The sequence below is a fragment of the Streptomyces sp. NPDC058291 genome, assembly GCF_042880855.1.
Classification (GTDB): Bacteria; Actinomycetota; Actinomycetes; order Streptomycetales; family Streptomycetaceae; genus Streptomyces.
In genome coordinates this window covers 80,804-95,538 of record NZ_JBHVYK010000012.1, presented here as the reverse complement: position 1 = coordinate 95,538, position 14,735 = coordinate 80,804, and the positions used below count along the sequence as shown (strand labels likewise).

Annotated in this window: 14 protein-coding genes; 9 read left to right on the top strand and 5 right to left on the bottom strand. The window is 73.7% G+C overall.

Annotated features, from left to right (window positions below; genetic code table 11):
• The first annotated feature begins 69 nt into the window (after nucleotides 1-69).
• Nucleotides 70-1,116 carry a hypothetical protein gene (locus ACFVYK_RS08960; protein ID WP_389770404.1) on the top strand — a complete coding sequence of 349 codons (1,047 nt, stop codon included), beginning with the start codon at nucleotides 70-72 and terminating at the stop codon, nucleotides 1,114-1,116.
• Here the strand turns inward: ACFVYK_RS08960 and ACFVYK_RS08955 are convergent.
• Complete coding sequence (locus ACFVYK_RS08955; protein ID WP_389770401.1) at nucleotides 1,086-1,907, bottom strand: SURF1 family protein; 822 nt, start codon at nucleotides 1,905-1,907, stop codon at nucleotides 1,086-1,088. The genes ACFVYK_RS08960 and ACFVYK_RS08955 overlap by 31 nt on opposite strands.
• A gap of 146 nt (nucleotides 1,908-2,053) precedes the next feature.
• Between ACFVYK_RS08955 and ACFVYK_RS08950 the strand changes: the two genes are divergently transcribed.
• Nucleotides 2,054-3,871 carry a prolyl oligopeptidase family serine peptidase gene (locus ACFVYK_RS08950; protein WP_389770399.1) on the top strand — a complete coding sequence of 606 codons (1,818 nt, stop codon included), beginning with the start codon at nucleotides 2,054-2,056 and terminating at the stop codon, nucleotides 3,869-3,871.
• Between the two features lie 361 nt (nucleotides 3,872-4,232).
• Here the strand turns inward: ACFVYK_RS08950 and ACFVYK_RS08945 are convergent, their stop codons facing one another.
• Nucleotides 4,233-6,149, bottom strand: coding sequence for an NAD-binding protein (locus ACFVYK_RS08945; RefSeq protein ID WP_389770468.1), 1,917 nt, complete (start codon nucleotides 6,147-6,149; stop codon nucleotides 4,233-4,235).
• A 200-nt stretch (nucleotides 6,150-6,349) separates the two neighbouring features.
• On the opposite strand from ACFVYK_RS08945, the gene ACFVYK_RS08940 reads away from it, so the two are divergent.
• From ACFVYK_RS08940 to ACFVYK_RS08920, 5 genes are all read left to right on the top strand, one after another.
• Nucleotides 6,350-7,351: a permease gene (locus ACFVYK_RS08940; RefSeq protein WP_389770397.1), complete on the top strand. Its 1,002-nt coding sequence runs from the start codon at nucleotides 6,350-6,352 to the stop codon at nucleotides 7,349-7,351.
• The gene (locus ACFVYK_RS08935; RefSeq protein ID WP_389770394.1) at nucleotides 7,348-8,232 is read left to right on the top strand and encodes a TIGR03943 family putative permease subunit; all 885 of its coding nucleotides are present in this window, start codon (nucleotides 7,348-7,350) and stop codon (nucleotides 8,230-8,232) included. The genes ACFVYK_RS08940 and ACFVYK_RS08935 overlap by 4 nt, the downstream gene beginning before the upstream one ends.
• Before the next feature lie 113 nt (nucleotides 8,233-8,345).
• A complete protein-coding gene (locus ACFVYK_RS08930; protein WP_069768372.1) occupies nucleotides 8,346-8,741 on the top strand; it encodes a luciferase family protein in 396 nt (131 codons plus the stop codon).
• A gap of 219 nt (nucleotides 8,742-8,960) precedes the next feature.
• Entirely contained in the window at nucleotides 8,961-9,695 is a 735-nt protein-coding gene (locus ACFVYK_RS08925; RefSeq protein WP_389770391.1) for a hypothetical protein, read from the top strand.
• Nucleotides 9,696-9,720: 25 nt separating this feature from the next.
• Nucleotides 9,721-9,918, top strand: coding sequence for a ferredoxin (locus ACFVYK_RS08920; protein ID WP_389770388.1), 198 nt, complete (start codon nucleotides 9,721-9,723; stop codon nucleotides 9,916-9,918).
• A gap of 608 nt (nucleotides 9,919-10,526) precedes the next feature.
• On the opposite strand, the gene ACFVYK_RS08915 is transcribed toward ACFVYK_RS08920, so the two are convergent.
• A complete protein-coding gene (locus tag ACFVYK_RS08915; RefSeq protein WP_389770385.1) occupies nucleotides 10,527-10,709 on the bottom strand; it encodes a hypothetical protein in 183 nt (60 codons plus the stop codon).
• Nucleotides 10,710-10,787: 78 nt separating this feature from the next.
• Complete coding sequence (locus ACFVYK_RS08910; protein ID WP_389770382.1) at nucleotides 10,788-11,009, bottom strand: hypothetical protein; 222 nt, start codon at nucleotides 11,007-11,009, stop codon at nucleotides 10,788-10,790.
• 310 nt (nucleotides 11,010-11,319) lie between these two features.
• Between ACFVYK_RS08910 and ACFVYK_RS08905 the strand changes: the two genes are divergently transcribed.
• Nucleotides 11,320-12,498 carry a hypothetical protein gene (locus ACFVYK_RS08905; protein ID WP_389770380.1) on the top strand — a complete coding sequence of 393 codons (1,179 nt, stop codon included), beginning with the start codon at nucleotides 11,320-11,322 and terminating at the stop codon, nucleotides 12,496-12,498.
• 145 nt (nucleotides 12,499-12,643) lie between these two features.
• On the opposite strand, the gene ACFVYK_RS08900 is transcribed toward ACFVYK_RS08905, so the two are convergent.
• Nucleotides 12,644-13,675: a LacI family DNA-binding transcriptional regulator gene (locus ACFVYK_RS08900; RefSeq protein ID WP_389770377.1), complete on the bottom strand. Its 1,032-nt coding sequence runs from the start codon at nucleotides 13,673-13,675 to the stop codon at nucleotides 12,644-12,646.
• A 214-nt stretch (nucleotides 13,676-13,889) separates the two neighbouring features.
• Here ACFVYK_RS08900 and ACFVYK_RS08895 point away from each other — a divergent pair, with 214 nt between their 5' ends.
• A complete protein-coding gene (locus tag ACFVYK_RS08895; protein ID WP_389770375.1) occupies nucleotides 13,890-14,714 on the top strand; it encodes a TIM barrel protein in 825 nt (274 codons plus the stop codon).
• Nucleotides 14,715-14,735: the final 21 nt, after the last annotated feature.

Here is a 14,735-nt window from a genome sequence, read left to right as displayed (position 1 = left end):
CCTCTCGCGCGGCACGAGCCGCCGTCGCCCACCCAAGAGCCGAAGCCATCGCACGCTGGGAACTCAACCGTGAACCACCGTCTCGACGACCAGGGCCCCGACGGGCTCGACTCGGACGAGCTGGCACTGCGCCGGATGCTGCACGACGTCGTCCAGGAGATGGAGCCCCGCGACGGCAGCCTGGACCACCTGCGCCGGGCCGTCCCCGTCCGGCGGGCCCGCAAGCGGCAGGCGGCCGTCGGCATGGCGGCCGCGGCCCTCTTCCTCGGCACCGCGGTCCCCGCCGTCCTGCATGTCTCGCACGCGGGCGGCTCCGACGCCAACCCTTCCATCGCCGGCCAGGCCTCCCAGGCGCAGGGAGGCGCGGATCAGGGCAAGAACCCCGACGGCGGCTCCTCGGGCAAGGTCGGCGACTCCTCCGGCGCCACCGGTGACCAGGGCAAGGACGGCTCCGGCGACGCCGGCCGGGGCAAGGAGTCCGCGGGCGGCACCGCCTCCGCAGGCCCCGCCTCGCCCTCCGCGGCGAGCGCGCCCGCCTGTCTGCCGGACCAGCTGACGGCCGGCGGGCCCTCCGTCGCCGTCCGCGACGCGGCCGGCACCGTCTACGGCGGCTTCCGCGTCCAGAACTCCTCGGCCGCGGCCTGCACCGTCGGCGGCGCCGTCACCCTGACGTACGAGGTCCAGGGAGCCGCCGACCCCGCGAAGATCACGGTGGCGGCGCACGCCTCCGGGGACGTGGCGGCCGGCCTGCCCGACCCCTCCCTCAACGTCAGCCGGCTCACCCTCGCGCCCGGCTCCGCCTACGAGGTGAAGTTCGCCTGGGTGCCCTCCGAGACCTGCCCCACCACGGGCGGACCCGGCGGCGGCGACGGCGGCGGCACGGCGTCCCCCTCGCCGACCCCGAGCGACCCGGCCGGCAGTGCCGGCACGACCGGCACGACCGGAGGCGAGACCGCCTCCGGCGCCACGGCCCAGCTGTACGCCGAGGACGGCACGGCCGACGGCGGCGTCGTGGTGTCGTACACGGCCGTGGACGGCGCCCCGGCGGTCAAGGCGACCGTGCCGGACGCGTGCGCCGGGACGATCTACCGGACAGGCGTGCTGGCGTCGTCCTGAGCGGGGTCCGGGGACCCGATGACCACGGGCTCCCCCGGCAGGATCCCGAGCCGGGCGTCCCGCGCGAACTCGACCTCGCGACGCAGCAGCCGGAACCACATGAACACCACGAACCCGGCGAACACGAACCACTCGCCGGTGTAACCGAGGTTCTGGAACGCCTTCAGGTCGAGCCCCGTGTCGGAGGCCGCCTTCGCGGGCACCGCCGTCATCCCCGCACCAGCGGTGTCCAGGGTGATCCAGGCGTCGTAGAGGTCGTAGGGAACCAGGTTGACCAGCGACGCGGCGCTGATCGCCGCGGTCTGCCCGGCCGGCAGGCCGCCCCGGGCGCTCACCCCGTCGTCGCCCGGCTGCTCGGAGGCCTGGAGCGCCCCGATGACGGTGACCTCGCCGGCGGGCGCCGCCGGGGCCTTCGCCGCGTCGGCCTCGCCCGGCAGCCAGCCGCGCACGACCGGCAGCGCCCGGCCGCCGTCCACGCGCAGCAGGGTGAGCACGTAGAAGCCGCTCTTCCCGTCCAGTTCCCGGTCGGGCACCAGCAGCTGCTCGCCGTAGCGCCCGGTGGCGGTGGCCTGCTTGCCGGACGTCGCCTTGTCCACGGGCAGCAGCTCGGCCAGCGGGCGGGCGGGATCAGTACGGGCGGACGCGGCCTGCGCCTTCGCGTCACGGTGGTCGTCCACCCGCGCCTCGAACCGGCTCAGCTGCCAGGACCCCATGAACACGCAGAAGGGGATGGCCAGCAGCACGAAGACGTTGATACCCCACCAGCGGGGCGTCAGCAGAAACCGGTACACGCCCCCCACGGTACGGGGCCGCGACGGGCCAGCGCCCCGCGGGGGGAGCCCCTTCGGTGGGAAGCAGGTGCGAAGACGGTGGGAAGTTGTCCACAGGCTGGGGACCTCGGCGTCTCTTTGTGGGCGCGGGCGGGCAGTATGGGGCCATGACTGAGAGCAACGGGTCCGCCGCACCCGAACGGTACGAGGACATGCCCGACTGGGAGAAGCGCTTCCGGGCGCCCCGGGTGTCGCTGCCCGACTGGGCGCAGGACGCCCCCGAACACTCCCTCTTCGTGTCGAACGCGACCGGGACGTACGAGCTGTACGCCTGGAACCGTGCCACCGGCGAGCGGCGCCAGGTCACCGACCGGGCCAACGGCACGACCGACGGCGTGCTCTCCCCGGACGGCGCCTGGATCTGGTGGTTCGACGACAAGGACGGCGACGAGTTCGGCGTCTGGCGCCGCCAGTCCTTCACCGGCGGCGAGGACGAGCTGGCGACGCCCGGTCTGGACCCCTCCTACCCGGCGGGCCTCGCCCTCGGCCGTGACGGCCGCACGGCCGTGGTCGGCCGCTCCACCGACGAGGAGGGCACCACGATCCACGTCGCCCGGACCGGCGAGCCCCCCTTCGAGCTCTACCGCCACCGGGAGTCCGCGGGCGTCGGCGACCTCTCCCACGACGGCAGCCTGATCGCCGTCGAGCACACCGAGCACGGCGACGCCATGCACTCCGCGCTGCGCGTCCTGCGCCCGGACGGCACGACGGTCGCCGAGCTCGACGACACCCGCGGCGGCACCGTCGAGCTGGGCCTGGAGGTGCTGGGCTTCGCCCCGGTCGACGGCGACCCCCGCCTGCTCATCGGCCACCAGCGCCGCGGCCGCTGGGAGCCCCTGGTCTGGGACGTGGCGACGGGCTCCGAGACCGACCTTGAGCTGGACCTGCCCGGCGACGTCAGCGCCGAGTGGTACCCGGACGGCTCGGGCCTGCTCATCGTGCACAGCTTCGAGGCCCGCAGCGAGATGTACCGCTACGACCTGGCCGGCGCCGCGCTGGAGCGGATCCCGACCCCGCCCGGCACGGTCTCCGGGGCGACGGCCCGCCCGGACGGCAGCGTGGAGTACCTGTGGTCCTCGGCGGCCCTGCCGCCGGCGGTCCGCTCGACGACCGGCGAAGTGGTCCTGGAACCCCCGGGCCTGAAGTCGCCGGGCTCGGTCCCGGTGCAGGACGTGTGGGTGGAGGGCCCGGGCGGACGCATCCACGCACTGGTCCAGAAGCCCGCGGACGTCACCGGCCCGCTGCCCACGGTCTTCGACATTCACGGCGGCCCGACCTGGCACGACAGCGACGCCTTCGCGGCCGCCCCGGCGGCCTGGGTCGACCACGGCTACGCGGTGGTCCGCGTCAACTACCGCGGCTCCACGGGCTACGGCCGCGCCTGGACGGACGCCCTGAAACACCGGGTGGGCCTGATCGAGCTGGAGGACATCGAGGCCGTGCGCGAGTGGGCGGTGAGCTCCGGCCTCGCCGACCCCGCCCGGCTGGTCCTCACCGGCGGTTCCTGGGGCGGCTACCTCACCCTCCTCGGCCTCGGCGTCCAGCCCGACGCGTGGGCCGTGGGCATCGCCGCCGTCCCGGTCGCCGACTACGTCACGGCCTACCACGACGAGATGGAGGCCCTCAAGGCGATGGACCGCACCCTGCTCGGCGGCACCCCGGAGGAGGTCCCCGAGCGCTTCGAGGTCTCGTCCCCGCTCACGTACGTCGACAAGGTACGGGCCCCGGTCCACATCTCGGCCGGCGTGAACGACCCCCGCTGCCCGATCCGCCAGATCGACAACTACGTCAAGCGCCTGGAGGCGAGAGGAGCGGTGCACGAGGTGTACCGCTACGACGCGGGCCACGGCTCACTGGTGGTCGACGAACGCATCAAGCAGGTCAGGCTGGAACTGGAATTCGCAGAACGTCACCTGACCCCCTGACCCCCTGACCCCTGACCCCCTGACCCCGAGACCCTCCGGCGGGCCGAGCATTCAGCCCCTCCGGCGTATTCAGTCCCTCGGGCGTTTGAGGAGCGGGGGCCCGGGGGCGGAGCCCCCCGAGGCCGGGCCGGGAGGGCCGGGGCGGGGCTGCGGGGCCGGGAGGGCCGGGGCGGGGCTGCGGGGCCGGGAGGGCCGGGGCGGGGCTGCGGGGACGGGAGGGCCGGGGCGGGCCGGGGCGGGCCAGGGCGGCGGGGACGGGACAGGGCGGCGGGGGGCGGGGACGAGAAAGCCCCTCCGCAACCCACCGCCCCGGCGGCGCCAGGAGGACGGCCGAGGGGGCCAGGGGGGCACCCCCCGCCCCCTACCGCCTGCGCCGCAGCAACTCCGCCAACCCCCGGCGGGTAGCCGCCAGCACCACCCGATCCGCTCCCCGCAGGACATACGCGTCCGGCAGATCCCAGACCAGCCCCGGCCCGCCCTGCCGCTCCCGCCCCCTGTCCAGCGCCAGCACCCGCCAGTACCCGGCCCGGAAGGCCTCCGCGACCGTCTTCCCCTCCAACTGCGCGTACCCCGCGACCTCCAGCGCGGCGAACAGCAGCACCCGCCGCTCCACCGGAATCGCCCCCAGGATCTGCCGCCCCATCATCGCCCCGGCGAACGACGGCGCCGACAGGTGCGAGACGCTCCGGCTGCGGGTCAGCGCCTGCGGGTGCGCCGCCCGCAAGGTGCGGTACACGGCGGTCGCGAAGTCGTCGTCGTACAGCCGCAGCACCACCCGCAGATCGGGCCGCAGCGACCGCGCGTACAGAGCCGCCTCCAGGTTCGTCGTGTCGGAGCTGGTCACGGCGAGCAGCGCGTGCGCACGGTGGATCTTCGCGGCCTCCAGCACCCCCTCCTGGGTGACGTCCCCCAGCACCACCGGCGCCCGCAGCCGCCGTGCCACCGCCAGCCCGCGCGCCTCGGGCGCCGCCTCGACGCACACCACCGGGATGTTCAGTTCACGCAGTCGGATCAGCACCCGGGTGCCGATCTTCCCCAGCCCGAGCAGCACGACATGCCCCCCGAGCCCGCGGGGCGGCCGGCGCAGCGCCCCCACCCCGCGGAACGTCCCGAGCCCTTCCAGCACGGCCGCCAGCAGCACGGGCAGGAGCAGCAACCCGACCAGCCCGGACAGGAGTTGCAGTACCTGCCGCTCGGTGCCGGCCCCTATCGCCGGGTCGTTGATGGCGAACAGGTCCAGCAGCGTCAGGTACAGCGCCCCCAGCGGGTGTATGCGCGTCGCCAGCCACAACGCCACCGCCAGCGCGAACACACACCCCACCAGCCCGGCCAGCGACCACCGCAGCCGGCGCGAGAACAGCGAGGCGAACGGCGCCACGACCCCGACGCCCCGCCCGGCCGGCAGCGCCGGCCCGGCCGAATAGGCGACCTGTTCCAGGACGACGGACCCGCGCCTGCCCGACGCGGCCGCCTCCGCCACCGCCGCCGCGTCGGGCAGCAGCAACGGCCCCTGCTCGCCGCTGGTCTCGGATCCGTCCGCGAACGCCGGGTCGCCGCCGTTCGCGGACAGCAGCGCGAGCGTGGGGCGGCCCGGCTCGGCCGGCTCCCCGGCCCCGGACGGCGGCCGCTCGACGGCGCGCAGCAGCAGCCCGTCCATCTGGACGACCTTGCTGGTGCCGACGACGGCGGTCGCGGCGAGCGCGGGCGCGGCCGTGTCGGCGTCGGACAGGACGGTGGTCGACGCCTCCCCGCCGGAGTACCCCGAGGAACCCGAGCGCCCCGAAGCGCCCGAGGAGCCGGGGTCGTCGCCGACCGCCAACGCGGCCGCCTGGTCGAGGAGTTCCTCGATGTGCTGGCCCAACCGCCGGTTGTAGAGCCGCAGGACGAGCCGCAGCCGGGGATTGAGCCGACGGGCGGTGAGGGCCGCGCGGATGTTGGTCTCGTCGTCGTCGTACACGAGGGCCAGCGCGGCGGCGCGCTCGACGCCCGCCTCGGCGAGCACGGCCTCGGTGGCCTCCAGGGCCTCCAACGTCCGCTGGCCGCCCACGGGTTCACCCGGACCCGCGGAGGACGGCGCGCCGTTGCCCGCCGCCCGGTTGACGGCCGCGCTCACCACCCGGTCGAGCAGCGCCGCCGACACCGCCCGGGCCCGCCCGACGACCGGCGGCCGGACCATCCGCTCGGACGGCGGCACGACGAGCGTGACCTTTTCCTCGTACACCCCCCGCAGCTCGGCGGCGAGCCGGTGCGCCAGACCGTCGTCGCCGCACACCACCATGTGCGCGCCGGCGGCGCCCGGCGGCTGACCCTGATTCGGAACGCTTGCCACGAGGGAGAAGACTGCCTCACCGGGACGGGAGGTTCCACGAAGGACGTGAACACCCGGGGCGGAACTCTCGTATGAAAGGGGAGGGAATGCGAGAAACAGACAGCGGGGTGAACAGCGGGGTGAACCCGGAAGCCGGAGGTGCCCGATCCGTGGCCATCGTCAAAGCGGCCCCGCGCGAGGAGAGCCCGCCCCAGGACCGGCCCGCCCGGCTCAGCTCCCCGCTCGTGCTGACCATGCTGCTGCTCCTGATGGTCCTGCTGCAGAGCCCGATCCGCGGCGCGCTGTCCGCTCCGGTGATGCAGAGCTGGATGACGGTCTTCGTGGCGGTGGTGGTCCAGGCACTGCCGTTCCTGGTTCTCGGCGTGCTGCTGTCCGCCGCCATCGCCGTCTACGTGCCGCCCTCCTTCTTCGCCCGCGCGCTCCCCGCGCGCCCCGCGCTCGCGGTGCCGGTCGCCGGACTCGCGGGAGCGGTGCTGCCCGGCTGCGAGTGCGCGTCGGTCCCCGTGGCCGGCGCGCTGGTCCGCCGGGGCGTGACCCCGGCCGCGGCCCTGGCCTTCCTCCTCTCCGCCCCGGCGATCAACCCGATCGTGCTGACGGCGACGGCCGTGGCCTTCCCCCGCGACCCCGAGATGGTGCTGGCCCGGTTCGCCGCCAGTCTGCTCGCCGCGTGCGCGATGGGCTGGCTGTGGCAGCGGCTGGGCCGCACGGACTGGCTGCGGCTGCCGGCGCACGCGCCGCACGAAGGGGAGACGAAGGGAGCCGCGTTCTGGGACTCCGTCCGGCACGACGTGATGCACGCGGGCGGATTCCTGGTGGTGGGCGCGATGGCGGCGGCGACGCTGAAGGCCGTCGCCCCGGCGAGCTGGCTTCGCACGGCCGCGGACAACCCGACGGTGGCCGTCCTGACGCTGGCCCTCCTCGCGGTGATCCTCTCCATCTGTTCGGAGGCGGACGCGTTCGTCGCCGCGTCCCTGACCCAGTTCTCCCTCACGGCCCGGCTCGCCTTCCTGGTGGTCGGCCCGATGATCGACCTCAAGCTGTTCGCGATGCAGGCGGGCACGTTCGGCCGGGGCTTCGCGCTGCGCTTCGCCCCGGCGACCTTCGCGCTGGCCATCGGGTCGGCCCTGCTCACCGGGTGGGTGCTGCTGTGAACCGACAGTCCCAGTCGGCCGTCCTGTTCCTCCTCGGCGCGGCCCTGCTGCACGCCGGGACCACCGACCTGTATCTGCGCTACGTCAAGGCGGGCCTGCGGCCGCTGCTGCTGGCGGCCGGCGCGGTCCTCGTCGTCACGGCCCTGGCGACGGCGTGGTACGAGCGGCGCAGGACGAGCCGACACCGGACGCAACAGGGCGCCGGCGAGGCCGCCTCCGCGCACCCCGAACCCCGAGAGGCCGCCCCCTCACACCCCGAACTCCGAGAGGCCGCCTCCGCGCACCCCGAACTCCGAGAGGCCGCCTCCGCGCACCCCGAACTCCGAGAGGCCGCCTCCGCGCACCCCGAACCCCGAGAGGCCGCCTCCGCGCACCCCGAACCCCGGGTCGCCTGGCTGCTGATCCTGCCTCTCCTGGCGTTGATCCTGGTCGCCCCGCCCGCCCTGGGCTCCTACAGCGCGACCCGCACCGGCACCGCCCTGCAGGAGCCGCTCGCCTATCCGTCCCTCCCCGCCACGGACCCGCTCCCGCTCGGTGTCGTCGACTACGCGGGCCGGGCCGTCTACGACCACGGCCGCAGCCTCGCGGGCCGGAAGGTCCGGCTGACCGGCTTCGTGGCCCTGGACCACGACGGCACCCCCTACCTGGTCCGCATGGCCCTCAACTGCTGTGCCGCGGACGCCCAGCCGGTCAAGATCGGCCTCACCGGTCGCATCCCCCCGGTCCTCCGACCGGACGCCTGGCTGACCGTCACCGGTGTCTACACCCCCCGCACCGCCCGCGACCCGGTCAACAACGGCCCGATCCCCTTCCTGGAGGTCACCGAGGCCAGGCCGGCGCCGACCCCGAGGGACCCCTACGACGAGTCCTGGAACAACTGAGGGTTCCGGGTGGATCACGATCGGTGCCGGAAGGCCATCGCCTGCCGCGATCAGCCTGGTTAAGCCTTTCTCAACCTCTGGTGGCCGGGCGGTGAGCGCCTCATGATGGGGCCATGACGGCGGCCTCGCGTGCCATGACACGACTGGCGATCTGGCCGGACCTCGCGGAGGGCCGGCCCAGTTGCGGCACCGGCCGGGCCCTGCGCTCGGGCCTTGTCGAGATCGTGCACTTCCACTCCGACCGCAGTGTCGACCTGCATCTGACGGCCAAGGCGATCCGCCGGTTCGAGAAGGACCTGAGACACTCCACGGCCATCCGGCTGCTGCCCGGCTCGTCCTGGGTCACCGTCCATCTGGAGTGCGAGACGGACATCGACCTGCTCATGACGTTGGTCAGCGCCGCCCTGCAGGCACACCAGAGGCACCCCGGCGCCGACGACGCACCCCTCCCGCGCTGCAACGACCACCGGGAAGCGACCCTGACCCGCGAAAGCGTCGGCGGCGTCTGACCTCCCCTTGCCTGGCGGCGTCTGACCTCCCTTGCCCGGCGGAGCGTGTACGTGCCTGCCCGGCGGAGCCTGAACGTGCCTTGCCCGGCGGCGTCCGGACGTAGCCGCCCCGGCGGCCCGGTGGGCTCACGACGGCTGCGCGACGCCTGGTGACCTGACGGACCGTCAGGTACCCTCTGCTGCGCCGGAACACGTGCCGACGCAGAAGGGGTGAGTGCCATGGCGGCCGACCTGGACCGTTCGACCCGACCTCCGCACAGCCCGCAGCCGCCCGGAGACCCCCGCTGGGTGGCGATGTTCTACGACCCGTCCTCGACGTCCTGGCGGCTCGCCGCCGAATCCCCCGACCGCACACCCGTGTTGTACGCGATCGGCGAGATGACACAGGTCAAGCGCGCCAGAGGCGACGACGTGACCGTAGCCCTGTGGGGCCCCGGTGCGGGCCGGTGGCAGCGCTTCGACCCGGTCGCGACCGACCCCGACGAAACCCCCGACACGACCGCGACCGTGGACGCGACAGCGACCGCGATTCTCGACGGGACCACGCCCCCCGACGCGGCGGCGACACCCGACGCGGCGGCGACACCCGACTCGTCCGAGACCTGCGACAGGGGGAAGACCCGCCTCGGTGCTCACGAGGCCGTCGAGGTCGTCGAGGCCGTCGAAGCCGTGGGGACCGTCGAGACCGCCGGCGCCCTCGCGTCTCGGCCCGCCGCCGGGCCCGCCGCCCCGCCCCCGGCGGAAGACGCCGCACGGCCGGGCCACGCCAGGCACACGGAACGCCTGGAGGACCGCCGGCTCCAGGTCCTCATGGCGGGCCTGGGCAAGGCGGGCCTGTACGACCTGGCCCCGGACGACGAGACGGCCGTGCGAACCCTGGTCGACCGCGTCGACGAGACCACGCTGCGCCGGGTCGCGCACTGGATGGCCGCGGCGGGAAGGCCGGTTGACTGACCCCTCCGGCGGGCAGGCAGGTCGCATGAAGGTCTCCGTGGACCCCGAGACGTGTTACGGCTCCGGGGAGTGCGCCTACCGCGTGCCCTCCGTCTTCACCGCGGTGGACGGACTCGGTGCCGTCATACCGGGACGCGAGGAGACGGGGGACGACCCCGAGGTCCGTGACATGGCCGAACGCTGCCCGTCACAGGCCATCCGCCTCGACTGGGACAAGCGTTAGCACGTCCTCGGCCTGCGGCCTGAGGTCTGCGGGGCCGCCGGGCAGCGAAAGACCCGGTCGCTGGCGACGGGGGATGCACCAGCGACCGGGCTATGGCCAAGGCTAACAAGGCCGCTGGTCCGACGGGAGTCGACTTCTCACCTGCCCTGCCGTTGTGATCGGGATCACTCGCGGCACGGGTTCGGTGGCCTGTCCGCTCACCACCTGCCCGCTCACGCGCGGCAGAGTGCCGCGGGCACGGGTTCGGTGGCCTGCCCGCTCACCACCTGCCCGCTCACGCGCGGCAGAGTGCCGCATGCGCCGGAGGCGACGACCCGTCCGGCGCCGGCACGGTGTTCCCAGGGGCGGAGCTGGGCGGTCTCAGGGATGCCCGACACGGTACGGCGGGTCGGCCTCATCCGTGTCGGCGGTCGGCTCGGCGACCTGGCACAGGCAGGCGGGCCGGGGCATGCCGCCGTGCAGGCACGCACCACACAGGTGCGCCTCGCCGCAGGCGCGCGTCGCCGCTGATGCGCCTCGCCCAGGACGTACTGCGTTCATGGCCGGACGGCCCAAGAGGCGGGTGTGCTCGCAACCCGCCTGAACGGCCGTGAACGAAGCCGACAGGACTAGCTGGCCCTGCGGCGGGCCGTGCTCACATCCGGGCCGGGCGCGTCCGCGTCCTCGGCTGCGAAGGAGTTCGCGAAAGTCTCGTCGTCCCCGAAGTCCGGGGCCTGGAACGGGTTGGTCGCCGGGGGCGGCGATGCCGCGGCGGGGTGCGAGAGCGCCCCCTCCGGAGCGGAGAACAGCAAGGTCAGGTCTATGAGAGGTCTCCCCTTCGATACAGGCCCGCTAAGGGGCCTGGCGTGCCGTGACCGGGCACAGCGGTACTACAGCTTGCTCATTTTGGCGTACGGACTCAAGATCCGCTCCTGCGCCGACCCGAAATCCACGAGCACCGCGATGCCGTCCTCGATGCCGATCACACGGCCGAGGCCGTACATGTCGTGCGTGACCTGGTCGCCCACCGCGAACTGCTTGGGCGGTGGGGCCACCGGAGCCTTGAAGGGGCTGGTCGGCAAGTAGCGCTTCTGTGCAGCTGGCTTCGTCATTGTCTCCAGTATGGCCTGCGGTGGTCGGTTCGAGGCAGCCGTCAGCGTGCGCTCTTCCCCACGGAGGAGGACGGCGATCATCACCGCACTGCGGACAAGCCGCGCCCGCGCGCCACTGACCTGGGGTTTCGACGCCACAGGAGCGCCGAATGCCCCGACTGTTTGACGCCTTGTTTACTTCTACTGATTTTCTGCATCCGGCACACTTGTGGCACGAGCTCCGGCCATCCGGCCCGCACGGACCGGATTTACCTTCCCGAGGGAGCCGGTCCCTCGCGCGGTGCGGCCCTCTCCTGACAGGCTCGGACGCGTGACGTACGTAGTGACCGTGGACACCTGCATCCCGGAGGCCACTCCGGAGATGGATCCGCTTCAGCGTGCCGGCGCGGTGGCGCTGATCGAGGACGGCTTCGACTCCGTCCGGGCCGTCGAGGGGCCCGACGGCGTGAAGGTCGACCTCCTCGACACCATCGTCTCCGTCCACCCCGGCGGAGCCCATCTGAAGGTCGTCGTGGACGCTCCGGCGCTGGAGTTCGCGGAGGACTCGGTGCAGGTGCTCGTGGACGAGCTCCTGGAACGCACCGAGCTGCTGGCCGACTGGACGATCGAGCGGTGCGAGGTCGAGCTGCACCAGGACCGGGCCAGAGCCAGCCTCGACGCGGCCGAAGGACCGGACGCCCCGCCCGACGACCCGGCCGCCCGCAAGGCCCGCCACACCGCGGCCCCACCCCCCGAGGACGCCGGAGACGGCCCGGACTCCCGCCAGGAAGCCGACGAGAAGACGACGGCCGTGCGAGCCCGCCTCCTCGCCCTGGCCGACGAACTGCGCTCCTTCCCCCTGACGGTCTTCGGCGCGGGCGCCGGGGCCGGCACGGGCGCCGATGCCGATGCGGACGCGGATGTCGCCGGACAGGGGGAACTCCGCCCCGGAGAGGAGAGCGCGCGACTCGCCGCCGGCGCCCTGGTCCACGCTGCCGACGCCCTGGTGGACGAGTTGTTCGAGGACGTCCAGGTCCTGGCCCAGGAGGACGCCACCGTCGCGGAGTGCGAAGGCCCGCTGTGGCACCTGGAACGACTTCCCGACCGTTACGCCCTCCAGTACGACGCCCGCTTCGCCCGCCGCTTCCTGGTGACGGTGATCGCCCTGACCACCCGCTTCACCGACGGAAGCTTTCGACGACTGAACTCTGTCGCCGAGGAGCTCGCCCTGAGGTTCCTGCTCAACCAGGCGACCACGACCCTGGAACTGCACGGTTTCCTCGACGACGAGGTGTCCGTGGCACTCGACGCGTTCACGGACGACGTGTACGAGGGCGTGGACCACGAGTGGCTCTACGACGCCTCGACCGACGACGTAGACGAAGCCCCCGCCGGGACCGGACGGGCGACCGCCCCGACGGCCTTCGGATCGTGGTTCACCCCGTTCGACGACGGAGATACGTTCCTCCCCCGACACCCGACGCCGGACGAACCGAACGAAGCCCGCTGACACCGTCCGTGAAGGGCCCCGCCCCCGCCTTCCGATAGGTCGCCGCCCGGTCGACATGGGATCGGGACCGGTCGCCGCTTGGTCGCCGCCCGGTCGTCGATCGGTCGACATCGGATCCGGGACCGGTCGCGCGCCGTCGCGATACTCAGCCGCGGCGTCGGGCCGTCGTGCCGCGGACGACGAGACGGGGAGGGACGACGTCCTCCACCTCGGCCGGGGCGGTTCCGCCCTCCACGCGGGCGACGGCCCGGCCGACGGCCAGGCGGCTGAGGCGGGGAACGTCCTGCCCGACGGTGGTGAGGGCGATGTGGGCCAGTCGGGCCAGTCGGCTGTCGTCGAAGCCGACGACCGACACGTCTCCGGGAACGGTGACGCCCGCGCGCAGAAAGGTGTCGAGGAGGCCGGTCGCACAGCGGTCGTTGAAGGCGAGCACGGCGGTGGGGCGCGAGCCGGTGGCCGTCAGGGCGCGTGCGGCCGCGGCGCCCTCCTCCTCGGTGGGTCCCCCGGGAAGGACGCGGACGTGTGCGCCCAGACCGTGCCGGTTCATGGCGGCGCGGTAGCCACGCCGCCGGTCGGCGGCGCCGGGCGCGCGGCCGCCGTCGATGTGGACGACGTCGCGGTGGCCGAGGCCGACGAGGTGGTCCACCGCCTGCCGGGCCCCCTCGTCGTCGGCCGTCCGCACGACTTCGGGACCGGCGGCCGACGACCGCAGCCGCCGGGCCACGGAGACGACCGGCAACTGGCGGGCGAGTTCCGCCAGCCGGGCGGCGGGGGCCTGCGGGCCGAGCAGGATCAGCGCCTCGCAGCGGTCGGCGAGCAGCGTCTCGACGGCGCGCCGCTCGGTGCGCCGGGCGGCCACCGCGCTCAGCGCGATCTGGTAGTCGGCCGCGTCGGCCGCCGCGTAGACGCCCTCCACCAGGTCGGCGTGGAACGGATGCCGAAGGTCGAACTGCACCCCGAGCAGCCGGGAACGCCGACTGCGCAGCAGTCGGGCCCGGGCGTCGGGTCGGTACCCGATCTCTCGCGCGGCCTGGAGCACGCGCTCGCGGGTGGCGGCGCCGGCGCCCTTGGCTTCGCGCATCACGATGGACGCCAGGGCTGTGGACACACCGGCCCGCGCGGCGACGTCCGCGAGCGTGGGCCGCTTGCCGTCCGGGACGGGAGGAGTGAGTGACACCAGCCGTCCCTCCCGAAGCGCGCAGGACCGTCCCGCCGGCCCGACTATAGAACGTTCCAGCAGGCCCTTGACAGTCCGGACGGCGACTGGCGTACTGCTGACCACAAGCACACGTAGGACGACGACTGGAACGTTCTAGAGACTAGAACGTTCTAGTCCCACGTTCTATCCCACGTTCTCGTCCCACCGGCGGCTGCAAGGGCAGGGCACTGGCATGTACGAACTGGCGGTCTGCGCCGAGATGGTGTTCCTGGACCTGCCGATGGAGGAGCGGGCACGGCGCGTCCATGACGCCGGGTTCCAGGTGGAGATCTGGGACTGGACCCGGCACGACCTGGGCGCTCTCGCCCGCACTCCCGCGGAGTTCTCGTCCATGACCGGGTACGTCCGGGGGAGTCTGACCGACGAGGAGGGTGCGGCCGAGCTCCTGCGCACGGCGGAGGACTCGGTCCGGGCGGCGCAGCGACTGGGCTGCCCCCGGCTGAATCTGCACGGCACGGGACTGGACGGCCGGGGCCTGCCCGTGTCGCCGGTGACGGGGGAGGTCACCGGCGCGATGTGGATGGCCGCCCACCGCACGCTCACCCGGGTCGCGGAACTGGGCGAGAGCGCCGGCGTGGTCTTCACGCTGGAGAACCTCAACACGGCCGTCGACCACCCCGGGGTGCCGTTCGCGACGGCGGCCGACACCATGGCCCTCGTCCGGGCGGTCGGCCGGCCGGGACTTCGGATGAACCTGGACCTGTACCACGCCCAGACAGGCGAGGGGAACCTGACCGAACTGGTCCGCCGGGCGCACGCGCTGGACCTGATCGGCGAGATCCAGGTGGCCGACGTCCCCGGCCGCCGCGAGCCGGGGACGGGCGAGATCAACTACCGTGCCATAGCGCACACGCTGCAGGAGCTGGGCTACGAGGGCACGGTCGCGATGGAGGCGTGGGCCTCAGACGCCCCCGAACCGGCTATGAACCGCTTCCGCGAGGCCTTCACCCCCGCGACCCCACAGCCCGCTCCCCCAGGTCACGACCACCGACCATGAGGGGGGTGCGGCTAAGGTCGT